The organism is Pelomonas dachongensis (assembly GCF_043555865.1).
In the GTDB taxonomy this organism is placed as follows: domain Bacteria; phylum Pseudomonadota; class Gammaproteobacteria; order Burkholderiales; family Burkholderiaceae_C; genus Pelomonas; species Pelomonas dachongensis.
In genome coordinates, this window is record NZ_JBIGHY010000002.1 from 892,109 (window position 1) to 915,187 (window position 23,079).

The window sequence follows — 23,079 nt, forward strand, 5'->3', positions numbered from 1 at the left end:
GTCGCATTTTCATTGCGGCCCTGGGCGGCACATCTCATCGCGGTATCGCCGGGTTTCGGTTTGTATCGACGCACGCCCATAAAATCGGTCCTCCCTCCCCTGCCGACAGGCTCTGCGACGCACTTCTGCTCGCCGAGCGCCAGCCGAGATTTGCCCGTGACAGAACTTGCCAAGTCCTTCGAACCCGCCGCCCTGGAAGCCCACTGGGGCCCAAAGTGGGAGGCCGCCGGCCTGTACGCGCCGACGCTGGACCCGGCCAAGCCGTCCTTCAGCATCCAGCTGCCACCGCCCAACGTGACCGGCACGCTGCACATGGGCCACGCCTTCAACCAGACGGTGATGGACTCGCTGACGCGCTACCACCGCATGCTGGGCGACAACACGCTGTGGGTGCCCGGCACCGACCACGCCGGCATCGCCACGCAGATCGTCGTGGAGCGCCAGCTGCAAGCGGCTGGCCAGAGCCGCCACGACCTGGGCCGCAAGAACTTCGTCGCCCGCGTGTGGGAGTGGAAGCAGCAGTCCGGCAATACCATCACCAGCCAGATGCGCCGCCTCGGTGACTCGGTCAGCTGGGCACACGAGTACTTCACGATGGACGAGAAGCTCTCGGACGTCGTGGTCGAGACCTTCGTCCGCCTGTATGAGGAAGGCCTGATCTACCGGGGCAAGCGCCTGGTGAGCTGGGACCCGATCCTGCAGTCCGCCGTGTCGGACCTCGAAGTGAGCTCCGAGGAAGAGGACGGCTCGCTGTGGCACATCCGCTATCCGCTGGCGGATGGCAGCGGCTCCGTCGTCGTGGCCACCACGCGCCCCGAGACCATGCTGGGCGACGTGGCCGTCATGGTCCACCCCGAGGACGAGCGCTATGCCGCGCTGATCGGCAAGCTCGTCAAGCTGCCGCTGACCGGCCGCGAGATCCCGGTCATTGCCGACGACTACGTGGACCGCGAGTTCGGCACTGGCGTCGTCAAGGTCACGCCAGCGCATGACACCAACGACTATGCGGTCGGCCAGCGTCACAAGCTGCCGATGATCACGGTGCTGGACCTGCAGGCCAAGATCAACGACAACGCGCCCGAGACCTACCGCGGCCTGGACCGCTTCGTTGCCCGCAAGCGCATCGTGGCCGACCTGGAAGCACTGGGCCTGCTGGTCGAAGTGAAGAAGCACAAGCTGCAGGTGCCCCGCTGCGAGCGCACCGGCCAGGTCATCGAGCCCATGCTGACGGACCAGTGGTTCGTCGCCACCACCAAGCCCGGCAGCAGCGGCAAGAGCATCGCCGACGGCGCCATCGAGGCGGTCGCCAGCGGCGAGGTGAAGTTCTTCCCCGAGCAGTGGGTCAACACCTACAACCACTGGATGGGCAACCTGCAGGACTGGTGCATCTCGCGCCAGCTGTGGTGGGGCCACCAAATCCCGGCCTGGTACGGCACGAACGGCGAACTGTTCGTCGCACGCAGCGAAGAGGAAGCGAAAGGCCGCGCCAAGGCCGCCGGCTACGTGGGCGAGCTGACGCTCGACCCCGACGTGCTGGACACCTGGTACTCGTCAGCGCTGGTGCCGTTCTCGACGCTGGGCTGGCCCGAGAAGACCCTGGAGCAGTCGCTGTTCCTGCCGTCCTCGGTGCTGGTGACCGGCTACGACATCATCTTTTTCTGGGTCGCCCGGATGATCATGATGACCAAGCATTTCACCGGCCAGGTGCCGTTCAAGGACGTCTACATCCACGGCCTGGTGCGCGACTCGCAGGGCCAGAAGATGAGCAAGTCCGAGGGCAATGTGCTGGACCCGGTGGACCTGATCCAGGGCTGCGACCTGGACACGCTGACGCAGAAGTCCACCACCGGCCTGCGCAAGCCCGAGACGGCACCCAAGGTCGCCGCGCGCGTGAAGAAGGAGTTCCCCGACGGCATGCCAGCCTACGGCGCCGACGCGCTGCGCTTCACGATGGCGTCGTATGCGTCCCTGGGCCGCAACATCAACTTCGACACCAAGCGCTGCGAGGGCTACCGCAACTTCTGCAACAAGCTCTGGAACGCGACCCGTTTCGTGCTGATGAACTGCGAAGGCCAGGACTGCGGCCTCGCGAATGCGCAGGGCAGCTGCCCGCCCGGCTACAACAAGTTCAGTCAGGCCGACCGCTGGATCGTCAGCGAGTTGCAGCGTGTGCAAGCCGCCGCCGCACAAGGCTTCGCCGAGTACCGTCTCGACAACGTGGCCAACGCGGTCTACAGCTTCGTCTGGGACGAGTATTGCGACTGGTACCTGGAGATCGCCAAGGTGCAGATCCAGACCGGCGACGAGGCCCAGCAGCGCGCCACGCGCCGCACGCTGATCCGCGTGCTGGAGACCACGCTGCGCCTGCTGCACCCCATCGCGCCCTTCATCACCGAGGAGCTGTGGCAGACCGTGGCCCCGGTGGCCGGCCGCAAGACAGTGGACTACATCACGCAGGCCGGCTACCCCATCGCGGCACCCGAGCGCATCGATGCGAGCGCCGACGCCTGGATGACGCAACTCAAGGACGTCGTCGGCATCACGCGCAGCCTGCGCGGCGAGATGAACCTGAGCCCGAGCGACCGCGTGCCGCTGCTGGTGGGCGGCGACCTGAGCTTCCTGAGTGAAGCCGCCGCCGTGCTGAAGGTGCTGGCCAAGCTGAGCGCCGTGGAACTGATCGCCGACGACGCCGAATTTGCGAAGCACAGCGCCACATCGCCGGTGCTGGTGCACGGCGCTGCGAAGCTGGCGCTGAAGGTGGAGATCGACGTGGAGGCCGAGCGCGCCCGCCTGACCAAGGAGGCCACGCGCCTGGAAGGCGAGATTGGCAAGGCCGAGGCCAAGCTGGGCAACGAGAGCTTCGTCGCCCGCGCGCCGGCCGCCGTCGTCGAGCAGGAGCGCGCACGCGTGGCAGGCTTCAAGGAGACGGTTGCTCGCCTGCGCGAGCAGCTGGCGCGACTTCAGTAAGCGGCGGCGCGGGGGCTGCCGCGTTTCGTGTCCAGCGCCTTGCTCAACAGCCCGTCGATGCCGCGTGCCACAGCCCACGCCGCACGCACGCGCGACTCCCGCGTCGTGCCGGCCAGCCGCGGCGTGACTTGCAGGTTGTGCAAGCCGTGCAGCGGCCCGCCGCTGTCCAGCCAACCCGGCTCCAGGCAGTCGAACCACGCCGCCCGCATCTGGCCGCCGTGCAGCGCACGCGCCAGCGCAGCGCCGTCGACGAGGCTGGACTGGCTCAGCGCGACCAGCACCTGGCCGGCGCGGGCATGCTCCAGCTGCCGGGCGCCCAACAGGCCGCGAAATCGTTCGAAGTAGGGCAGCAGCAACACCAGCCCGTCGCTGTGCTCCACCAGCTCGTCCAGCGCCATGCAATCGATGCCCCAGCGCGCCCAGATGGAGTCGCTGGGATGCAGGCCCGGGTCGTAGCCCACGACGCGCGAGCCGAAGGCCTGCAGCAACTGCGCCATCACGCGCGCTGCCGGCGTCAGGCCCAGAAGACCGATGGTCGAGCAGCCGAGCTCACGCCCCACCCGCATGCCGTCGCTGCCTTCCACCGGCAGGCGCCGCAGCAGGTTCAACAACGCGCCGATGGCGAATTCCGCCTCGGCTCCGGCGGTGGACGCCTGCGAGCGCACCACCTCCACGCGCGCCTGCCGGCAGGCATCGAGGTCGATGTTCTCCGCCCCTCCCGTTGCCCGGCCGATGGCCCTGAGCTGGCGCGCCGCGCGCAGCAGTTGCACGTCGATGCGCACCTCGGGCGGCGCCACCAGTGCCCGCACGTCGTGCACCGCCGCCGCCAGGCCGACTGCATCGCCCACCAGCTCGGGTGCAAAGCGCGCGTCATGGCGCTCGCCGAGCCACTGCACCACCTCAGCTTCCAGCGGTTCCAATATCAGGACGGTCATTGTTTTATGTGCCCAACTTGAGGGTCATGGCTGTCATACGCCCCATGACAGAATGGCCCGAACCTTGCTATTCAGTGTATCCATGGCCTCCACATCCCGCGCTCCTGTCACCAAAGCCATCTTTCCCGTCGCCGGACTCGGCACCCGTTTCCTGCCGGCCACCAAGGCCCAGCCCAAGGAGATGCTGCCGGTCGTCGACAAGCCGCTGATTCAGTACGCCGTCGAGGAAGCCTACGAAGCCGGCATCCGCGAGATGATCTTCGTGACCGGCCGCCACAAGCGCCCGATCGAAGACCACTTCGACATGACCTTCGAGCTGGAAGTGGCGCTGGAGAAAGCCGGCAAGCAGGAACTGCTGGACGTCGTGCACAGCGTCAAGCCGGCCGACATGGAATGCATCTACGTGCGCCAGGCGCAGGCGTTGGGCCTGGGTCATGCGGTGTTGTGCGGCCAGCGCCTGGTGGGCAACGAGCCTTTCGCCGTGCTGCTGGCCGATGACCTGATGGTCGGTCCGCAGCCGGGGCGAGGCATCCTGAAGCAGATGGTCGAGCAATACGCCGACTGGCGTGCCTCCATCCTGGCCGTGCAGGAAGTGCCGGCAGAGCACACGCGCCGCTACGGCATCGTCGCCGGCACGCACGTCAACGAGAACGTGATGGACGTGACCCGCATCGTGGAGAAGCCCGCACCCGAGGACGCGCCCTCACGCCTGGGCGTGGCGGGCCGCTACATCCTGACGCCAGGCGTGTTCCACGAGATCGCCAACCAGCCGCGCGGCGTGGGCGGCGAGATCCAGCTGACCGACGGCATCGCCGGGTTGCTGCGCCGCGAGAAGGTGTTCGCCTTCCGCTATGACGGCAAGCGCTACGACTGCGGCAGCAAGGAAGGCTTCCTGCAGGCGAATGTCGAGCTGGCACTGGCCCACCCGCAGCTGGGTCCGGGCTTCAGGGAGTACCTGCAGACCCTGGACATCTGAGGGCTTCAGCGGCGCCGCAGGATGTGGACGAACTCCGCGCCTGCGGTGACCTGCTCGACCAGTTCGTTGCCCGTCTGACGTGCGAAGGCCTGAAAGTCGCGCAGCGAACCTGGGTCCGTCGCGACCACGCGCAACAACTCGCCGCTGAGCATCTCGGCCAGCGCCTTCTTGGCCTTCAGGATGGGCAGCGGGCAATTCAGCCCCCGGGTGTCGATCTCGCGTTGCACGTCCATGATCTTCATTCTCTCTTGAGGTCCAGCCACTGCGGTTCGATGCCTTTGGAGCGCAGCCACGTCGCCAGGGCCTGACCGGTGCCCTGCGGCCAGCAGCGCACCTCTTCGGGCGCGATCAGTTGGTACTCGGCCAGCTCTTGCGACAGCCGGATGTCGCCGTGCGCCTGCGCGTGGTACGCAATGATGATCTGGTTCATGCGCTGGAAGTCCCAGACGCCCAGCAGCGTCAACTGATCGACCTGCAGTGCCGTCTCTTCGCCGATCTCGCGGCGGATGCCCTCCTCGGGGCTCTCGCCGGCCTCCATGAAGCCGGTGATCAGGCCGAAGAAACGCCCCGGCCAGGCGGCATTGCGTGCCAGCAGCACCTGGCCGTCGCGGTCCATGCATTCGATGACCGCCGCCAGGACTGGCGTCGGGTTGTTCCAGTGCGTCCAGCCGCAGGCCGGGCAGCGCAGGCGCGTCTTGTCGCCGCCGTCCTCAGCCAGCGTGATCGACGCCAGCGGCGTCGCGCAGTCGGGACAATAGGTCGGCGCTTTCACGCCGGGAACACCCCGGTGGACAGGTAGCGGTCGCCGCGGTCGCAGACGATGAACACGATGGTCGCGTTCTCGACCTGCTTGGCGATCTGCAAGGCCACCCAGCAGGCGCCCGCCGCCGAGATGCCGGCGAACAGGCCTTCCTCGCGGGCCAGGCGGCGCGCCATGTCCTCGGCGTCGGCCTGGCTCACCAGCACCAGCTCGTCCACGCCGCTCGGGTCGTAGATCTTGGGCAGGTAGGCCTCGGGCCACTTGCGGATGCCCGGGATGCGCGACCCGTCGGCCGGCTGCGCACCAACGATGCGCACGGCCGCGTTCTGCTCCTTCAGGAAGCGTGACGTACCGGTGATGGTGCCGGTCGTGCCCATGGCGCTGACGAAGTGCGTGATGCGCCCGCCCGTGTCCTTCCACAGCTCGGGGCCGGTGGTCTCGTAATGCACGCGCGGGTTGTCGGGGTTGGCGAACTGGTCCAACACGCGGCCCTTGCCTTCCCGGGCCATCTGCTCAGCGAGGTCGCGGGCGTACTCCATGCCGCCGGTCTTGGGCGTCAGGATCAGCTCGGCGCCGAACGCCTTCATCGTCTGCGCGCGCTCGATGGACAAGTCCTCCGGCATGATGAGCACCATGCGGTAGCCGCGGATGGCCGCCGCCATCGCCAGTGCGATGCCGGTGTTGCCCGAGGTCGCCTCGATCAGCGTGTCGCCGGGCTTGATCTCGCCGCGCTCCTCGGCACGCTTGATCATGCTGATGGCCGGTCGGTCCTTCACCGAGCCGGCCGGGTTGTTGCCCTCCAGCTTGGCCAGGATCACGTTGCCGCGCGCATCGGGGCCTGGCAGGCGCTGCAGTCGCACCAGGGGCGTGGCACCGATGACGTCTTCGAGGGTCGGATAGTTCATTCGGGCGATTGTGGCAGCGGGTTCAAAAACCAAGCCTTGGCGAGTGCATAATCCAGCCCCTCGCTGCAACGGCGAGAAAGCAGTTTCCGACGGGCCCGGGTGGCGAAATCGGTAGACGCAGGGGACTCAAAATCCCCCGCCGCAAGGTGTGCCGGTTCGAGTCCGGCCCCGGGCACCAGACGAAACGGCTTTTTTCCCCTGGCATACTCAAAACGGTAAGCACCGGCCCTTCCGGTGCAGGCGCCCTCCCGGCGCACAGCCGCAACTCCATGCCTCCGCTGCCTCAGGTCACCAAAGCCTTCATGCTGGCTTGCGCCGGTGCCTTCTGCTTCTTCATCCTGTTCCCGTCGCTGGCCTTCTGGTTCGAGCTGTGGCCGCTGCAGTCGGGCGCCTTCCTGCCCTGGCAGCCGCTGAGTTACGCCTTCCTGCATGGCGACTTCATGCACCTGCTGTTCAACATGCTGGGGCTGTGGATGTTTGGCGGCGAGCTGGAGCGTGTCTGGGGTCCCAAGCGCTACACGCAGATCCTGGTGGCCAGCACGCTGAGCGCGGCCGCCGTGCAGCTGCTGTTCACCTGGGTCATCGGCACCAACGCGCCGACGGTGGGCGCCTCTGGCGCGATCTTCGGCCTGCTGCTGTCGTTCGGCATGCTGTTCCCCAACCGAATCATCGTGCCGCTGATCCCGCCCATCCCGATGAAGGCCAAGTACTTCGTTGCGATCTTCGGCGGCCTGGAGCTGATCCTGGGCTTCGGCCGCTCCAGCGGCGTGGCCCACTTCGCTCACCTGGGCGGCATGCTGGGCGCGTGGCTGTTGATCCGCCACTGGCGCTCGCCGCGCCGGCGCGGCTAGAGCCCTTCGCGCGGCGTCGGGTACCGAAGCTTCAGGCGCAGCTCACGCCTGAGCCTGTGGTTCAAGATCCGGCGCGACTCGCTCCAGAAGCTCAGCTGCATCGCGCTCATGCGCTCGGCCGCCTGCGCACGCGTGATGCGCTCGGGCCGCGGCAGCCCTGACAGGTCGGCCGCCAGGTCGAAGTAGTCGCCCATCAGCAACTGGCTGTCGTCGCAGACGTTGACGGCGCGCTGCGGCTGGCCGCGCAGCAGCGCCAGCAGGCAGGCGCGCACCAGGTCGTCAGCGTGGATGTGGTTGGTGAACACATCGTCCTCGCGCAGCAGCACCGGCGTACCCTTGGCCAGCCGCTCCCGCGGATGGCCGCCCTCACGGTCGCGCGCGTAGATGCCCGGCACGCGCAGCAGGCTCACGCGCGTGCCGTGGCGGCGGCCGAAGGCGCGCAGCTGCGACTCGGCATCGACGCGCCGAGCCGCACGGTCGGTGGCCGGGTTCAGCGCGCGCGTTTCGTCGATGACGGCGCCGCCGCAATCGCCATAGACGCCGGTGGTGCTGACGTAGACAAGCGCGGCCGGCGGCCGGCGTGCCAACGCGCCGAGCAGCTGGCGCGTGCGGACATCGGTGTCACCGTCCCGCGCGGGCGGCGCCAGGTGCAGCACGAGGTCCGCCAGCCCGGCCAGCCGCGACAGCGTGACCGCATCGTCCAGGTTGCCCAGCAGCGGCACGGCGCCTGCGGCACGCAGCGCCGGCACGCGCTCGGGGCTGGACGTCAGCGCGAACAAGCGCCAACGGCCTGCAAGAAGTTTGAGCAGGCGCAAGCCCACATCGCCACAACCAATGATGAGGAGCCTCGGGGTCATTCGGGGGTACGGCAAAATGGCGGGCAGTCTACGGCCCCGGGATTCGCTGCGGGGCCGCTTGCTTTTTGAAGCCCTCATGTCCTACCAGATCACCATCCAGCCCGCCGGCCGCGTCTACACCACCGAGGGCGACGACACCTTGCTCGCCGCCGCCATCCGCAACGGCGTCGGCCTGCCCTACGGCTGCAAGGACGGCGCTTGTGGCTCCTGCAAGAGCAAGCTGCTGGAAGGCGCCGTCGTGCATGGCAACCACCAGCCCAAGGCGCTGTCTGCCGAAGAAGAAGCTGCCGGCTTTGTGCTGACCTGCTGTGCACGGCCCCAGACGGACTGCGTCGTCGAGGCCCGCACCGTGCCCGGCGCCGGCGAGTTCCAGGTGCTGAAGCTGCCCACGCGCGTGGCCGCGATGCTGAAGCCCGCGCCTGACGTAGCCGTGCTGACCATGCAGCTGGCCGCCAACCAGAACTTCCAGTTCCGCGCCGGCCAGTACGTCGAGTTCATCCTGCGCGACGGCTCGCGCCGCAGCTACTCGATGGCCAACGCGCCGCATTCGCTGCCGGGTCAGATCGAGCTGCACATCCGCCACATGCCGGGCGGCAAGTTCACCGACCACGTGTTCGGTGCGCTGAAGGAGAAGGACATCCTGCGCATGGAAGGGCCTTTCGGCAGCTTTTTCCTGCGCGAGGACAGCGAGAAGCCCATCGTGCTGCTGGCCAGCGGCACCGGTTTCGCGCCCATCAAGGCGATCATCGAGCGCGCCCGCCACATCGAATCGAAGCGGCCCATGGTGCTGTACTGGGGCGCCCGCAAGCAGGCCGACCTGTACTTGAGCGACTGGATCGCGCAGGTGGCGGCCGAGTGGCCCACGCTGACCTACGTGCCCGTGCTTTCGGAGCCGGACGAAGGCTGGACGGGTCGCACGGGCTTCGTGCACCAGGCCGTCATGGCCGACGTGCCCGACATGACCGCCCATCAGGTCTATGCATGCGGCGCGCCCATCATGGTCGAGTCCGCCCAGAAGGACTTTGTTGCCCAGTGCGGACTCCCCGACACCGAGTTCTACGCGGACGCCTTCACTTCCGAAGCCGACAAGCACGCGAACGGCTGAGCGACCATGTTCGAGCCGCCCTGGACCGATCCGGCCGACCTCGTCGGCGCCCTCAAGCGCGAGGGCGAGGCCGTACTCGCGCCGGCCGCGCTGCCCGTGCTGGGCGTGTCGGCCGCCGAACTCGACCCGCTCATGCCCTGCTGGGACGACCTGCCGCCCGACGGCTACCTGCGCGACGGCGGCCGCTACCGCTTCCGTCGCCACGGCTGCTTCGTCGCCGACGGCGACACGCTGACGCTGCAGCCGCACCGCGCGCACTGGCAGCCGCTGGACTACAACGCGCTGCACGGCGGCATCCAGCGCTGGTACGTGCCGCTGGCGCAGCAGATGGTCAATTCACCGGCCTGGGCAGCGCTGCTGCGGGGACTGGCACGCGTGGCGTCTGCGCTGAAGGGAGAGCAGCCCTGGTTCATCGAGGCCCACCCCTTCCGCATCGACACCAGCGACGGCATCGGCCGGCCCACGCCCGAGGGCGCGCACCGCGATGGCGTGGACCTGGTGGCCGTGCTGCTGGTGGGCCGCCACGAGATCAAGGGCGGCGAGTCGCGCGTGTTCGACGCCCACGGCCCGGCTGGCCAGCGCTTCACGATGCTGGAGCCGTGGACCGCGCTGTTGCTGGACGACGCCCGCGTCATCCACGAGACCACGCCCATCCAGCCGCTGGTGGCCGGCGAGCGCGGCTGGCGCGATACCTTGGTGATCACGTTGCGAAGCGGTGGATTCCAGGGACCGTGAGAGCGGCCCGATAAACTCCTCGACGGCCACGCCAAAAGCGTGGCCGTTTGTTCATCTACCGCGCCAAAAGCGCCTCCATCATGACGACCTCCCTCTTCGGCCTGCCCGAGCAAGCTGCCCACGAACGCGTGCTGCTCGCCACCGACCCGGCCACCGGCCTCAAGGCCATCCTCGCCGTGCACAGCACCGCGCGCGGCCCCGCCTTCGGCGGCTGCCGGCTGTGGCACTACGACACCGAACTCGCCGCGCTGAACGACGCGCTGCGCCTGTCGCAAGGCATGAGCCTGAAGAACGCGCTGGCCGACCTGCCCTTCGGCGGCGGCAAGGCCGTCATCCTGAAGCCGCAAGGCGACTTCGACCGGCCCGCCCTCTTCGCCGCCTTCGGCCGCGCGGTGCAGTCGCTGAACGGCGCTTACATCACCGCCGAAGACGTCGGCACCACCACCGCCGACATGCGCGGCATGCAAGCCCATACGCCCTTCGTCAGCGGCATCCCGCGCGAAGGCGCGTTCGGCGGTGATCCCAGCCCCAAGACGGCCTGGGGCGTGTTCGTGTCCATCCGGGCCGGCGTGCGGCTGGTGCTGGGCCGGGACTCGCTGGACGGCGTGCGCGTCGCACTGCAGGGCCTGGGAGCAGTGGGCTGGCACTTGGCGGAGTTCCTGCATCAAGCAGGCGCGCAGCTGGTGGTGGCCGATGTGGATGCGACCAAGGTCGAGCGCGCCGTGGCGCAGTTGGGAGCCCAGGCCGTGCCCGTGGGCGAGATCCTGAACGCCGACGTGGACGTGCTGGCGCCGTGCGCCCTCGGCGCGTCGCTGAACGAGCAGACCGTGCCCGCCATCCGCGCCCGGCTGATCGCCGGCGCCGCCAACAACCAGCTCGCCACGCCCGCCGACGGCGACGCGCTGCAGCGCCGCGGCATCTGCTACCTGCCCGACTACCTGGTGAACGCGGGCGGCATCATCAGTGTGGCGCGCGAGTACCGCGGCGAAGGTGAAGAGACCGCCGTGATGGCCGAAGTCGGCAGGATCGCCGAGCGCGTGGAGGAGCTGCTGCAGCGTGTGCAGGTCGCCGACTCGACGCCGGCCCGCGTGGCCGACGACTGGGCGCGCAGCAAACTGGTTCGCATGGTCTGACTGAAGAGACCGGCGCGGCACGGCCGTGCCAGTCCCTAGATGTGAACGCGGGCGCGCGGGCGCTTACGCAGCAAACCACGATTGGATGCACTCTTTCTTCGATGCGCCGTCCCCGAAAGCACGGACGCTGACGGGACGCACCCGGCGCACGGCTTGCCACCACCGCAGTGGATGCCCATGTTCTTTCCCGCTTGAGGGGCAGAAATCGCATCCACGGCTGACAAAGCCGCGTAAGACGAGCAGGCGAACCCGATTCGCCCGGCATCCACTCCGCTTCCCTCCAACGACGAGGACACATCCCATGAACCAGTTCCCATTGGCGACGCCGCTGCGCGTCGGGCTGATTGCCGCCAGCGCGCTCTGCGCCCACCTGGCCTTCGCGTCCAGCCACCGCGAGGCGCCGTTCATCACCACTGTTCCCAAGGTGGATGCGACGGACTTCTACATGTTCATGAGCTACGAGGCGGGCCGCACCGACTACGTCACGCTCATCGCCAACTACCTGCCGCTGCAGGACGCGTACGGCGGCCCCAACTACTTCTCGCTGGACCCCAACGCGCTCTACGAGATCCACGTCGACAACAACGGCGACGCCAAGGAAGACGTCACCTTCCAGTTCCGATTCAAGAACAACCTCAAGAGCACCGCGTTGATGGTCGGTGACAAGAGCGTGCCGATCCCGCTGATCCAGTCCGGCGCCGTGTCAGACGTCAAGGCCGCGACGCTGAACGTCAACGAAACCTACACGGTCGACATCGTGCGCGGCGACCGCCGTGCCGGCACGCGCACCGCCATCACCAATGCCAGCGGTGGCTCAGCCACGTTCGACAAGCCGGTCGACAACATCGGCAAGAAGACCATCGCCGACTACCCCGCCTACGCGGCCAAGCACATCTACACCGTCAACGTACCGGGCTGCAACCAGGCCGCCAAGCTGTTCGTGGGCCAGCGCAAAGACCCGTTTGCCGTCAACCTCGGCACAATTTTCGACCTGGTGAACGCACCGGCGGCAGTGATTACCGATCCGGCGCTGATCAATGCCGCGCCGAACACGCTGGACGCCAAGAACGTCACCACGCTGGCGCTTGAAGTGCACAAGAGCTGCCTCGTCGCCGGTAGCGAACCGGTGGTCGGCGGCTGGACCTCAGCCAGCATGCGCCAGGCCCGCATCCTGGATCCGTCGCCCAAGGCGGGCCACCAGACCAGCGACAAGGCCGGCGGTGCGTGGGTCCAGGTGTCGCGCCTGGGCATGCCCCTGGTCAACGAAGTGGTCATCGGCCTGCCGGACAAGGACCGCTTCAATGCGTCCAAGCCGAAGGACGACGCGCAGTTCGCCGCCTATGTGACCAACCCGACGCTGCCGGTGCTGCTGTCCACGGTGCTCGCCATCCCCGGCTCGGCACCGACCAACCTGCCGCGCAACGATCTCGTCACCACCTTCCTGACCGGCATCAAGGGCGTCAACCAGCCGACCAACGTCGTCGCGTCGGAAGAACTGCGCCTGAACACGTCCATTGCGGCCGTGCCGTTCGCGCAGCAGAACCGCCTGGGCATCGTCGGCAATCTGTTGGCCAAGGGCAACGACAACGCCGGCTTCCCCAACGGCCGCCGGCCCAAGGATGACGTCGTCGACATCTCGTTGGTGGCGGTGATGGGAGGCCTGTGCATCGCCAACGGCGACAACGACGCGCTAGGCTTCGGCGCCGCCTGCCGGCCGTCTGCCGTGCCGCTGGGCATGACGTCGCTGAAGCTGCATGACGCGGTCGACCAGGCTGTCGTCCCGTTGCTGGCCGGCTTCCCGTACCTCAACACGCCCGCCGGCGGCACGCAGTGAGACAGGAGCCTGCCATGAACACCTCTTCTTCAGGACGCGCCAGCCCGGCACTGCTCGTGGTGTCCGCCGTCGCGGCGTTGGTGACCGGCTGCTTTGGCGGCGGCGGCGACGACGGCAGCATGCCGCCGGGCGGCACCACGGCGGCCTCGGTGCCCGACAGCGCACTGGTCTCGTCGTCGGCGTACACGCAGTTCACGCTGACGACGACGGCGATGTCCAGCGAGACGGCGGAGCCGCTGACGGCTGACAACGTCACGGTGCCGCCCGCCAGCGAAACCGACGAACCGGCGTCGGTCAGTTGAGGACCGCGCGAGCCCTGGCGCTCGCGTGCCTCACAGCCGTCTCGCTCGCAGCCTCCGCAGCGCCTTTCACGCCTCGTCAGGACGATGAGGTCGTGGAGCGCCTGCCGCTGCGCGCGGGCTCGGCGGAGGAGCGTGCACGCCGACGGGCCGAACAGCGCGTGCTGGCGCAGCGTCCCCAAGACCTCGGTGTGGCGCTGCGCGCCGCGCGCGAGGCCATCGAGCGCAGCCGCCAGAACGGCGACCCGCGCGACCTCGGCACCGCCCAGGCCTGGCTGCAGCCCTGGTGGACCGACGCTGCTGCGCCCGCCGCCGCGCGGCTGTTGAAGGCGACCGTGCTGCAGGCCCGGCACGAGTTCGACGCCGCGCTGGCGGAGCTGGACCGTGTGCTGGCCGCGCCCCGCCTGCCCGCCGCCGTGCAGGCGCAGGCCGAGCTGACGCGCGCCAGCCTGCTGCAGGTGCGTGGCCGCTGGGCCGAAGCGCGCGCCGGCTGCCAGCGCCTGGCCGCACCGCCGCTGTCGTCGCCGCACGGCCAGGCCTGTGTCGCCGAACTCGACAGCCTGCAGGGTCACGCCGATGCCGCCGCGCGGCGGTTGGCCGAACTGGACCGTGCCCCCAACGCGCCGCACGCCTGGCTCGCACTGCTGCGGGCCGAACTGGCCGAGCGCCAGGGCAGGCCCGAAGCCGGCCCGCTGTACGCCCGCGCGCTGCGACTGGGCGATGACCCCTACGCACGCGCCGCCTACGCCGACTGGCTGCTGGACGCGAAGCGGCCCGCCGACGCCGCCACGCTCGTGCGCCCGCGGCAGCCCGATTCGCTCGAAGCGCTGCCCGACGCGCTGCTGCTGCGGCTGGCCATCGCCTGGCACCGGCTGCAAGAACCCGACGCCGCCCGCGCCGCCGCCGAGATGCAGGCGCGCCTGGACGCCGCGGCGCTTCGCGGCGACACCAGCCACGCCCGCGAGCGCGCGCGCTTCGCGCTGGACGTGCGCGGCGACACCGCCGAGGCGCTGCGCCAGGCCACGTTGAACTGGGCCCAGCAACGCGAGCCGGCCGATGCCGTGCTGCTGATGCGCGCCGCCCGCGCTGCACAGCAGCCGCAGGCCGCGGAACCCGTGCGCCGCTTCATGCGCGAGCAGGGCCTGCAGGACCGTCGCCTGAAGGAGCCGGCATGACGGCCCGCCTGCTTCGGGCCTGGGCCTGGGTCAGCCTGGCAGGCGCCCTCCTGGCGCCTGCCGCTTGGGCGCACAAGGCCAGCGACGCCTACCTGCAGCTGCAGGCGGATGACCGCACCGTGACGCTGCGCGCGGACATCGCCCTGCGCGACCTGGACCGCGACCTCGTGCTCGACGCCGATGACGATGGCCTGCTGCGCTGGGGCGAGGTGCGCGCGCGCGCCGCCGATCTCGAAGCGCTGGCCCGCCGCGACGTGCGGCTGGACGTCCGCGACACCGCGGGTGCGCGCTGCGAGCCCGGCCCGATGGCGCCGCTGCAGCTGGACGCGCACAGCGACGGCCGCTACGCGGTGCTGACGCGCCGCTGGACCTGCGCCCAGGCACCGGCCGCCACCGCCGAGCTGGGCTACGACCTCTTCGCCGCCACCGACCCCACGCACCGCGGCGTGCTGGTGTGGCGCCAGTCGGGTGCTGCGCGGACGACGGTCATCGCGCCGGGCACGGCTGCGCTGAGACTGCCGCTGGCCGCCACCGCCGCCGGCGCGCCGGACACCAGCGGCGCCGTGCTCGGCGCGGGCACCATCTTCCGCGACGGCGTGCACCACATCTGGATCGGCATCGATCACGTGCTGTTCCTCGTCGTGCTGCTGCTGCCGGCGGTGCTGCAGCGCGAGGCGGGCCGTTGGCGGCCGGCCTCCGCCTGGCGACCGGCACTGTGGCGCGTGCTGGGCGTTGTCACGGCGTTCACGGTGGCGCACTCCATCACGCTGGCGCTGGCCGTGTTCGACGTGCTGGATCCGCCCTCGCGCGGGGTCGAAAGCCTCATCGCGCTGAGCGTGTTGCTCGCCGCACTGAACAACCTGCGGCCCGTGGTGGTGGACGCGCGCTGGCAGCTCACGTTCGCGTTTGGTTTGGTGCACGGCTTCGGCTTCGCCAATGCGCTGAAGGACATGGGCCTGGCACGAGGGGAGCTGGCGCTGCCGCTGGTCCTGTTCAATGTCGGCGTGGAAGCGGGCCAGCTGGCCATCGTCGCCGTGCTGGTGCCGCTGGTCTGGGCGGCGCGCCGCTGGCGCGGCTACGTGCGGTGGGTGCTCGGGGCCGGCTCCGCCGCCGTGGCGCTCATCGCCACCTTGTGGCTGGTGGAGCGCCTGTTTGACATGCAATTGTTGGGAGTGGGCGGATGACGAACTCGAAGATCTGGCTGGGCGCCGCTGCGGCCATGGCGCTGACAGGCGCACGCGCCGCCGAGGCGCCCGCCACCCCGGCGGTCGTGGCATTGCAGCGCGTGGAGGTCGACGGCCGGCACTATGACAACGGCGTGGGCAGCAGCGACGCCGCATCGCAAGGCGCCGTGCGTGCAGAGCTCATCAAGAGCCGGCCGGTGCTGCGGCCCGGCGAGGTGCTGGAGTTTGTGCCGGGCCTCATCGTCACGCAGCACAGCGGCGACGGCAAGGCCAACCAGTATTTCCTGCGCGGCTTCAACCTCGACCACGGCACCGACTTCGCCACCACCGTCATGGGGCTGCCGGTCAACATGCCCAGCCACGCGCACGGCCAGGGCTACGCCGACCTGAACTTTCTGATCCCGGAGCTGGTGGAGCGCATCGACTACCGCAAGGGGCCCTACTTCGCGCGCAATGGCGACTTCGCCGCGGCCGGCTCGGCAGACATCGACTACCTGCGCCAGCTGAGCGCGCCGTTCGTCAGCGTCACGCTCGGCGAGGGCCGCTACCGCCGCGCCGTGGCGGCGGGGTCCACTCGCTTGGACGACGGCCTGCAGTTGCTGGGCGCCGTGGAAGCGATGGGCAACGACGGCCCGTGGCGGCTGCCCGAGGACTTGAACCGCCGCAACGTGGTGCTGAGCCTGTCGAGTGACCGCGGCAGCGACCGCTGGCGCGTGGCCGCCATGGACTATCGCGCGCGCTGGACATCGACCGACCAGGTGCCGCAGCGGCTGATCGACGCCGGCGTGTGGAATGGCCGGCCGTTCGATCGCTTTGACGCCATCGACCCGACCGACGGCGGCCGCACGCGGCGCAGCAGCGTGTCGGGCGAATGGTCACGCGACGCGGACGGCCGCAGCACCCGCGTGGCCGCGTACGCCATGGCCTATCAGCTGTCGCTGTTCTCCAACTTCACGTATGGGCTGGAGCGCCCCGACACGGGTGACCAGTTCTCGCAGCAGGACGACCGGCGTGTCTACGGGCTGCGGGCCAGCCACGCGGCGGACCTGCGGCTGGGCGGCCTGCCCGCGCGCAGCGAGGTGGGCGTGCAGTTGCGGCACGACCGCGCGGAGGTGGGCCTTTTCGACACCCAGGCCCGCGCCACCTTGAGCACCACGCGCGAGGACCGCGTGCGTCAGTCGCTGGCCAGTGCGTACGGCGAGCTGAGCGTGGAACTGCTGCCGTGGGCGCGCACGGTCGTCGGCGTGCGTGCCGACCAGGCGCGCTTTCGCGTCCACAGCCTGAGCAACGCAGCCAACTCCGGCGCGGCTCGGCAGACGCTGGCATCGCCGAAGTTATCGCTGGTGCTGGGGCCATGGTCGCGCACGGAGGTGTTCCTGAACGCCGGCCGCGGCTTTCACAGCAACGACGCGCGCGGCGTGACAGCGCGCGTGGACCCGCGCAGCGGCGAGCCGGTGGAGGCGGTGCCGGGGCTGGTGGGGGCGAAGGGCTACGAGCTGGGCGTGCGCAGCGAGATCGTGCCGGGCCTGCAAAGCTCGCTGGCGCTGTGGCGGCTGGATTTCGACTCGGAGCTGGTCTACGTCGGGGACGCCGGCGCCACCGAGGCCAACCGCCCCAGCCGGCGCCACGGTCTGGAATGGAACAACCGCTTCGTGCCGGCCCCGTGGCTGCTGGTGGATGCCGACTTCGCGTGGACGCGGGCCCGGTTCGCCGACGCCGACCCGGCCGGCGCGCGCATCCCGAACGCGGTGGACCGCGTCGCCTCCGTCGGCGTGACGCTGCGCGATCTGGGCCCGTGGTCCGGCAGCCTGCAGTGGCGATACCTGGGCAGCGCCCCGCTGATCGAGGATGACAGCGTGCGCTCGCGCGCGTCGCTGACGGCCAACCTGCGCGTGAGCCGCAGCTTCGGCCCGAGAACGGACCTGACGCTGGACGTCTTCAACCTCCTGGACCGGCGCGTCAACGACATCGAGTACTTCTACGAGTCGCGCCTGCCGGGCGAGGCGACACCGGTGGCCGACCGCCATGTGCACCCCGCCGAGCCCCGCACCTGGCGCATCACCTGGCGCCGTAGCTTCTGACCCGGCGCCCCGGGGGAAACCAGGGCGCTGCCGGGTCATCCAATCCGGCCGGATCAGCGTACAACCACGCATGACGCAGCCGCCCGACCCCACGACCGCCCCGCTCTCGGCGGTGCCCTCGCCCCACGCCGAACGCGATGAGCGGCTCGCCGCCCTGATGGCACGCGTCGCCGCCGCAGACCGGCGCGCCTTCGAGGAGTTGTACCGGGCCACCAGCGCCCTGCTTTTCGGCGTGGTGCTGCGCATCAACCGCGACAGAGACCAGGCGGAAGAGGTGCTCCAGGAGGTGTTCATCGCCGCCTGGCGGCAGGCGGCGACTTTTGACGTCGCGCAGGGGCGTGTGCTGACCTGGCTGACGACCATCGCCCGTCACCGGGCCATCGACAGCCTGCGCCGCAAGGCCACGCAACCGGTCACCGTCAGCCGCTTTGGCGGGCTGGACGCGGACGGCGTCGAGACGGATCTGCTCGAACACCTGCCCAGCGAACAGCCCGCTCCGCAGGACCTGCTGGACGACGCGAGCCGGGCACACGAGCTGCACCGGTGCATGGAATCGCTCAGCGGCGAGCAGCGCAGCAGCCTGGCGTTGGCTTACTACCAGGGACTGTCCCATGCCGAGGTGGCCGATCACCTGCACCAGCCACTGGGCACCGTGAAGAGCTGGGTGCGCCGCGGGCTGCTGAAGCTGCGCACCTGCCTGGACCAGGCAACCGCGCGGCTGGATGCCATGGGGAGGGCCGCCTGATGGACTACGCACATCCCGAGCGCGCTGAACGGCTGGCCGCCGACTACGCGGTGGGCACCTTGCGAGGCGGCGCGCGCCGCCGTTTCGAGCGGCTGCTGCCCGCGCATCCCGCGCTGGCCCGTGCCACTGCGGAATGGCTGGCCCGCCTGCAACTGTTGGCCGGGCAGGTGGCGCCCGTGGAGCCGGGCGCGCACGTGTGGGCGGCCGTTCAGGCTCGCCTCTTTGGTGCGGCAGCGAACGATGAACGGGTGTCGACCGCAGCGCCCCGGCCGGTTCGGCGCGGCGTGCTGCGGTTCTGGCAAGGCCTCAGCGGCGCGGCGCTGGCGGCGTCGGTCGTGCTGGCCCTGGTGGTGGCGCGCCCGGCGCCCGAGGCGCCGCCGGTCGTGGTGGTGATGCGCAGCACGCCGGATGGGGTCGAGCTGGTCAAGACCGGTTTCGTCGCCAGCGTGGCTTCAGACGGCCGCACGCTGGTGCTGAAGCCGCTGGCGCCGCTGGCCATCGACCCCCGCTATTCGCTGCAGCTGTGGGCCGTGCCGCGAGAGGGCTCGCCGCGGTCGCTGGGGCTGGTGCAGGCCGGCGACGTGGCAACCACCGTGACGCGCGCCAACCTGCTCGCGCAGACGAAGGCCTTTGCCGTCAGCCTGGAGCCGACCGGCGGCTCGCCCACCGGGGCGCCGACCGGACCGATCGTCTCGGCAGGCTCGATCTAGACGGCGCGAATCAGAAAGAGCGCCTACTCGCCCAGGTACGCGGCGCGCACCTTGGGGTCGTTCAGCAGCGCACGGCCCTCGCCCTCCATCGTGACCTCGCCAGACTCCATCACGTAGCCGCGGTTGGCCAGCTGCAGCGCGCGGCTGGCGTTCTGCTCGACCAGCAACACCGTCACGCCCTGCTGGTGGATGTCGTTCACGACCTCGAAGATCTTGTCCACCATGATGGGCGACAGGCCCATGGAGGGCTCGTCCAGCAGCAGCACCTTGGGGCGCGCCATCAGCGCGCGGCCCATGGCCAGCATCTGCTGCTCGCCGCCAGACATGGTGCCGGCCAGTTGCTTGGCGCGCTCCTTCAGCCGCGGGAACAGGCCGAAGACCTTGTCCATGTCGGCGTTGATCTCCCCGTCCTTGCGGTTGTAGGCGCCCATCTGCAGGTTCTCGACGATGGTCATGCGCGTGAACGTGCCGCGGCCCTCGGGCACCATCACCAGGCCCTGCTTGGCCAGGTCCCAGGCGCCCTGGCCCTTGATGGCCTTGCCCAGGTACTCCACGCTGCCGGCGGCCACCGGCTGCAGGCCGGTGATGGCCTTCAGCGTGGTGGTTTTGCCCGCGCCGTTGGCGCCGATCAGCGACACCAGTTCGCCCTCGCGCACCTCGAAGCTCACGCCCTTGACGGCCTGGATGCCGCCGTAGGCGACCTTCAGGCCGCTGACCTTCAGCAGGGTTTGCTTTGCGTCTGCCATGTGCGTGCTCAATGTGTTTTGTGACCGGCGCCGAGGTAGGCCTCGATCACCTTCTCGTTGTTCTGCACCTCGGCCGGCGTGCCCTCGGCGATCTGCTTGCCGTAGTCCAACACCGTGACCCGGTCGCACAGGCCCATGACCAGCTTCACGTCGTGCTCGATCAGCAAAATGGTGCGGCCGTCGTTGCGGATGCGGTCGATCAACTCGCGCAGCACGACCTTCTCGGTCGCGTTCATGCCGGCGGCGGGCTCGTCCAGCGCGATCAGCTGCGGGTCGGTGGCCAGTGCGCGAGCGATCTCCAGGCGGCGTTGGTCCCCGTAGCTCAGCGTGCGGGCCTTGTAGTCCGCGTACTTGCCGATGCCGACATAGTCCAGCAACTCCTGCGCGCGTGCCTTGATGGCGGCTTCCTCGGCCTTGAACTTGGGCGTGCGGAACACCGCGCCGACCAGGCCGGACTTGGTGCGGATGTGGCGGCCCACCATCACGTTCTCGATCGCCGTCATGTCGGCGAACAAGCGGATGTTCTGGAAGGTGCGCGCGATGCCGGCCTTGGCGACCTGGTGCACGGCCTGCGGTGTGTACGGCGTGCCACCCAGTGAGAAGCTGCCGCCGTCGGGCGTGTACAGGCCGGTGATGACGTTGAAGAAGGTCGTCTTGCCAGCGCCGTTGGGGCCGATCAGGCCGTAGACCTGGCCGCGCTGGATCTGGATGCCGACGTCGGACAGGGCCTGCACGCCGCCGAAGCGCTTGGACGCGCCGCTGACGTTGAGGACGATGTTGTCGTGTGTGCTCATGTCGCTCATCCCCTCACTTGGCCGCTGGGGCGGACTTGCCGTGCTCCGGCGCGGGCCACAGGCCGCGCGGACGGATCAGCATGATGGTGATCATGGCCAGCGCCACCAGCAGCTGGCGCAGGATGGACGCGTCGATGCGGCCGTCCGTCATCTGCTGGATGTCGCCGGCAACGTAGCGCAGCACCTCGGGCAGCGCCGCCAGCAGCAACGCGCCCAGGATGACGCCGGGGATGTGGCCAATGCCGCCCAGCACCACCATCGCGACGATCATGACCGACTCCTGCAGGCTGAAGGACTCGGGCGACACGAAGCCCTGGAAGCTCGCGAACATCGCGCCGGCCACGCCGCCGAACGTGGCGCCCATGCCAAAAGCCAGCAGCTTCAGGTTGCGGGTGTTGATGCCCATGGCCTTGGCGGCGATCTCGTCCTCGCGGATGGCCATCCATGCGCGGCCAATGCGTGACTGCTCCAGCCGGTAGCAGATGATGACGCTGCCCACCACCAGTGCCAGAAACAGGTAGTAGTACAGCGTCACCGACGGCAGCGTGTAGTCGCCGATCTGCAGCGACTTGCCGAGGTTGACGCCGAAGATGTGGAACGAGTCGATCTGGCCGATGCCGCGTGGGCCGTTGGTCACGTTGACCGGGTGCTCCAGATTGTTCAGGAACACGCGGATGATTTCGCCGAAGCCCAGCGTGACGATGGCGAGGTAGTCGCCGCGCAGCTTCAGCGTGGGCGCGCCCAGCGCCACGCCGAACAGCGCCGCGACGCCCGCCGCCAGCGGGATGACGATCCACAGCGGCGAATGCACGCCATCCGGGAACGCGGCCCGGAAGGCCTCGAAGTTCTCGCTGAGGTGCGGGCTGGCCATCAGCGCGAACAAGTAGGACCCGACCGCGTAGAAGGCCACGTAGCCCAAGTCCAGCAGGCCGGCATAGCCGACGACGATGTTCAGGCCCAGCGCCAGCAGCACGTACAGCAGCGCCAGGTCGATGATGCGCACCGGGCCGCTGCCGAACTGCTGTGCGAACAGCGGCACGACGAGCAGGCCGATGGCTGCGAGCAGGAAGGTGATGAGTTTCTTGGCTTGCATGTGAGTCTCCTCAAGCCCGGTCAGCGACGCGCTCGCCCAGCAGGCCCGAGGGCCGCAGCGTGAGCACGAGGATGAGGGCCACGAAGGCGAAGATGTCCGCGTAGTGGCTGCCCAGCACACCGCCGGTCAGCTCGCCCAGGTAGCCAGCGCCGATGGCCTCGATGAGGCCCAGCAGCACGCCCCCCACCACCGCGCCGGCCAGGTTGCCGATGCCGCCCAGCACCGCGGCCGTGAACGCCTTCAGGCCTGGCATGAAGCCCATCGTGTGCTGCACGGTGCCGTAGTTGGCCGCCCACATCAGGCCGGCCACGGCGGCCAGCGCCGCACCGATGACGAAGGTGGTGGAGATGATGAAGTCGGGCTTCACGCCCATCAGGCCGGCCACGCGCGGGTTCTCGGCCGTAGCGCGCATCGCGCGGCCCAGCTTCGTGAAGTTCACCAGGTACATCAGCGCCGCCAGGATGCAGACCGTCAGGCCCAGGATCAGGCATTGCGTGACGGTGATGACCGGGCCGCCCAGGTCGAACGGGTCGGTGGGCAGCAGCAGCGGGAAGGGCTTGGGATTGGGCTTCCAGACGATCATTGCGAGCACCTGCAGCAGCAACGACATACCCATCGCGGTGATCAGCGGCGCCAGCCGCGGCGCATTGCGCAGCGGCCGGTAGGCGATCTTCTCGACCGCGAAGTTCAGCACCGCGCACACCACCACCGCACAGGCCAGCGCGATCAGCATCAGCGCCCAGCCGGGGAGGCCGGCGTCGGCCAGCAGCGTGACCACGGTCCAGCTGACCATGGCGCCCACCATCAGGATCTCGCCGTGCGCGAAGTTGATGAGGTTGATGATGCCGTAGACCATCGTGTAGCCCAGCGCGACGAGGGCATACATGCTCCCCAGCACCAAGCCGTTGATGATCTGTTGAATCAGAGTCTCCATGAGGGCTCCAGAAAATTTATGGGGCGCAGCATGCGCCACGCGACAGGGCTGTGATCGCAACCCTCGTGCCAATCGGCCTGTTTCAAGGGTATTCACCGACCGGTTGAAACGCTCTGGCGCTCGATCCGTCCCGCGCCACCGGTCAAGGTCGGATTTCACGAGTGTCGACCGCCGACGAGTGGGCGGAAATCCGCACAAACCGCACGCGCACCGGGCGACTTTCCGCCACCCCTGAAAAAACCGCGCGCCAGCCTGCCGCA

22 protein-coding genes and 1 tRNA gene are annotated in these 23,079 nt (G+C 69.2%); 14 read left to right on the forward strand and 9 right to left on the reverse strand.

Translation table 11 applies throughout. The features are described 5' to 3' along the window. Positions 1 to 156: 156 nt before the first annotated feature. Positions 157 to 2,967 carry a valine--tRNA ligase gene (locus ACG02S_RS08655; RefSeq protein ID WP_394470035.1) on the forward strand — a complete coding sequence of 937 codons (2,811 nt, stop codon included), beginning with the start codon at positions 157 to 159 and terminating at the stop codon, positions 2,965 to 2,967. Here the strand turns inward: ACG02S_RS08655 and ACG02S_RS08660 are convergent. After that, positions 2,961 to 3,902 (reverse strand): NAD(P)-dependent oxidoreductase, encoded by a 942-nt coding sequence (locus ACG02S_RS08660; protein ID WP_394470036.1) that lies wholly within the window; start codon positions 3,900 to 3,902, stop codon positions 2,961 to 2,963. The two genes, ACG02S_RS08655 and ACG02S_RS08660, sit on opposite strands and share 7 nt — an antisense overlap. Positions 3,903 to 3,984: 82 nt before the next feature. On the opposite strand from ACG02S_RS08660, the gene galU reads away from it, so the two are divergent. Beyond that, positions 3,985 to 4,878, forward strand: a complete 894-nt coding sequence (gene galU / locus ACG02S_RS08665; protein ID WP_394470037.1) for a UTP--glucose-1-phosphate uridylyltransferase GalU — start codon at positions 3,985 to 3,987, stop codon at positions 4,876 to 4,878. Positions 4,879 to 4,883: 5 nt separating this feature from the next. On the opposite strand, the gene ACG02S_RS08670 is transcribed toward galU, so the two are convergent. From ACG02S_RS08670 to cysM, 3 genes are read right to left on the reverse strand one after another with little or no spacing between them, the layout of a single operon-like run. Continuing rightward, complete coding sequence (locus ACG02S_RS08670; RefSeq protein ID WP_394470038.1) at positions 4,884 to 5,111, reverse strand: sulfurtransferase TusA family protein; 228 nt, start codon at positions 5,109 to 5,111, stop codon at positions 4,884 to 4,886. 5 nt (positions 5,112 to 5,116) lie between these two features. Beyond that, positions 5,117 to 5,650 carry an NUDIX domain-containing protein gene (locus tag ACG02S_RS08675; protein WP_394470039.1) on the reverse strand — a complete coding sequence of 178 codons (534 nt, stop codon included), beginning with the start codon at positions 5,648 to 5,650 and terminating at the stop codon, positions 5,117 to 5,119. Continuing rightward, positions 5,647 to 6,543 (reverse strand): cysteine synthase CysM, encoded by an 897-nt coding sequence (cysM, locus tag ACG02S_RS08680; RefSeq protein WP_394470040.1) that lies wholly within the window; start codon positions 6,541 to 6,543, stop codon positions 5,647 to 5,649. Before cysM ends, ACG02S_RS08675 begins: the two co-directional genes overlap by 4 nt. 93 nt (positions 6,544 to 6,636) lie before the next feature. Here cysM and ACG02S_RS08685 point away from each other — a divergent pair. Next, positions 6,637 to 6,721: transfer RNA gene (locus ACG02S_RS08685), tRNA-Leu, on the forward strand. Positions 6,722 to 6,812: 91 nt separating this feature from the next. After that, the gene (locus ACG02S_RS08690) at positions 6,813 to 7,394 is read left to right on the forward strand and encodes a rhomboid family intramembrane serine protease (protein WP_394470041.1); all 582 of its coding nucleotides are present in this window, start codon (positions 6,813 to 6,815) and stop codon (positions 7,392 to 7,394) included. Here the strand turns inward: ACG02S_RS08690 and ACG02S_RS08695 are convergent. Then, entirely contained in the window at positions 7,391 to 8,251 is an 861-nt protein-coding gene (locus ACG02S_RS08695) for an SDR family oxidoreductase (protein WP_394470042.1), read from the reverse strand. The genes ACG02S_RS08690 and ACG02S_RS08695 overlap by 4 nt on opposite strands. Positions 8,252 to 8,327: 76 nt before the next feature. Here ACG02S_RS08695 and ACG02S_RS08700 point away from each other — a divergent pair, with 76 nt between their 5' ends. From ACG02S_RS08700 to ACG02S_RS08745, 10 genes are all read left to right on the forward strand, one after another. Beyond that, on the forward strand, positions 8,328 to 9,356 hold the full coding sequence (locus tag ACG02S_RS08700) for a CDP-6-deoxy-delta-3,4-glucoseen reductase (RefSeq protein WP_394470043.1): 1,029 nt from the start codon (positions 8,328 to 8,330) through the stop codon (positions 9,354 to 9,356). A gap of 6 nt (positions 9,357 to 9,362) precedes the next feature. Beyond that, a complete protein-coding gene (locus ACG02S_RS08705; RefSeq protein ID WP_394470044.1) occupies positions 9,363 to 10,091 on the forward strand; it encodes a 2OG-Fe dioxygenase family protein in 729 nt (242 codons plus the stop codon). An 80-nt stretch (positions 10,092 to 10,171) separates the two neighbouring features. Then, on the forward strand, positions 10,172 to 11,224 hold the full coding sequence (locus ACG02S_RS08710) for a Leu/Phe/Val dehydrogenase (protein WP_394470045.1): 1,053 nt from the start codon (positions 10,172 to 10,174) through the stop codon (positions 11,222 to 11,224). 301 nt (positions 11,225 to 11,525) lie between these two features. Next, entirely contained in the window at positions 11,526 to 13,058 is a 1,533-nt protein-coding gene (locus ACG02S_RS08715; RefSeq protein WP_394470046.1) for a DUF4331 domain-containing protein, read from the forward strand. Between the two features lie 14 nt (positions 13,059 to 13,072). After that, positions 13,073 to 13,360 (forward strand): hypothetical protein, encoded by a 288-nt coding sequence (locus ACG02S_RS08720; protein WP_394470047.1) that lies wholly within the window; start codon positions 13,073 to 13,075, stop codon positions 13,358 to 13,360. A gap of 92 nt (positions 13,361 to 13,452) precedes the next feature. Next, positions 13,453 to 14,532, forward strand: coding sequence for a tetratricopeptide repeat protein (locus ACG02S_RS08725; protein WP_394470048.1), 1,080 nt, complete (start codon positions 13,453 to 13,455; stop codon positions 14,530 to 14,532). Then, a complete protein-coding gene (locus ACG02S_RS08730; protein ID WP_394470049.1) occupies positions 14,529 to 15,716 on the forward strand; it encodes a HupE/UreJ family protein in 1,188 nt (395 codons plus the stop codon). Before ACG02S_RS08725 ends, ACG02S_RS08730 begins: the two co-directional genes overlap by 4 nt. Then, positions 15,713 to 17,797, forward strand: coding sequence for a TonB-dependent receptor (locus ACG02S_RS08735; protein ID WP_394470050.1), 2,085 nt, complete (start codon positions 15,713 to 15,715; stop codon positions 17,795 to 17,797). The genes ACG02S_RS08730 and ACG02S_RS08735 overlap by 4 nt, the downstream gene beginning before the upstream one ends. A 70-nt stretch (positions 17,798 to 17,867) precedes the next feature. Beyond that, positions 17,868 to 18,542 (forward strand): RNA polymerase sigma factor, encoded by a 675-nt coding sequence (locus ACG02S_RS08740; protein ID WP_394470051.1) that lies wholly within the window; start codon positions 17,868 to 17,870, stop codon positions 18,540 to 18,542. Continuing rightward, the gene (locus ACG02S_RS08745) at positions 18,542 to 19,252 is read left to right on the forward strand and encodes an anti-sigma factor (RefSeq protein WP_394470052.1); all 711 of its coding nucleotides are present in this window, start codon (positions 18,542 to 18,544) and stop codon (positions 19,250 to 19,252) included. Before ACG02S_RS08740 ends, ACG02S_RS08745 begins: the two co-directional genes overlap by 1 nt. Before the next feature lie 23 nt (positions 19,253 to 19,275). Here ACG02S_RS08745 and ACG02S_RS08750 read toward each other — a convergent pair whose 3' ends face one another. The 4 genes from ACG02S_RS08750 to ACG02S_RS08765 are packed head-to-tail and all read right to left on the reverse strand — an operon-like array spanning position 19,276 to position 22,819. After that, complete coding sequence (locus tag ACG02S_RS08750; RefSeq protein WP_394470053.1) at positions 19,276 to 19,998, reverse strand: ABC transporter ATP-binding protein; 723 nt, start codon at positions 19,996 to 19,998, stop codon at positions 19,276 to 19,278. 8 nt (positions 19,999 to 20,006) lie between these two features. Continuing rightward, positions 20,007 to 20,792, reverse strand: a complete 786-nt coding sequence (locus ACG02S_RS08755; RefSeq protein ID WP_394470054.1) for an ABC transporter ATP-binding protein — start codon at positions 20,790 to 20,792, stop codon at positions 20,007 to 20,009. A 13-nt stretch (positions 20,793 to 20,805) separates the two neighbouring features. Then, on the reverse strand, positions 20,806 to 21,885 hold the full coding sequence (locus ACG02S_RS08760) for a branched-chain amino acid ABC transporter permease (protein ID WP_394470055.1): 1,080 nt from the start codon (positions 21,883 to 21,885) through the stop codon (positions 20,806 to 20,808). A gap of 10 nt (positions 21,886 to 21,895) precedes the next feature. Further along, positions 21,896 to 22,819: a branched-chain amino acid ABC transporter permease gene (locus ACG02S_RS08765; protein WP_394470056.1), complete on the reverse strand. Its 924-nt coding sequence runs from the start codon at positions 22,817 to 22,819 to the stop codon at positions 21,896 to 21,898. Positions 22,820 to 23,079 lie beyond the last annotated feature (260 nt).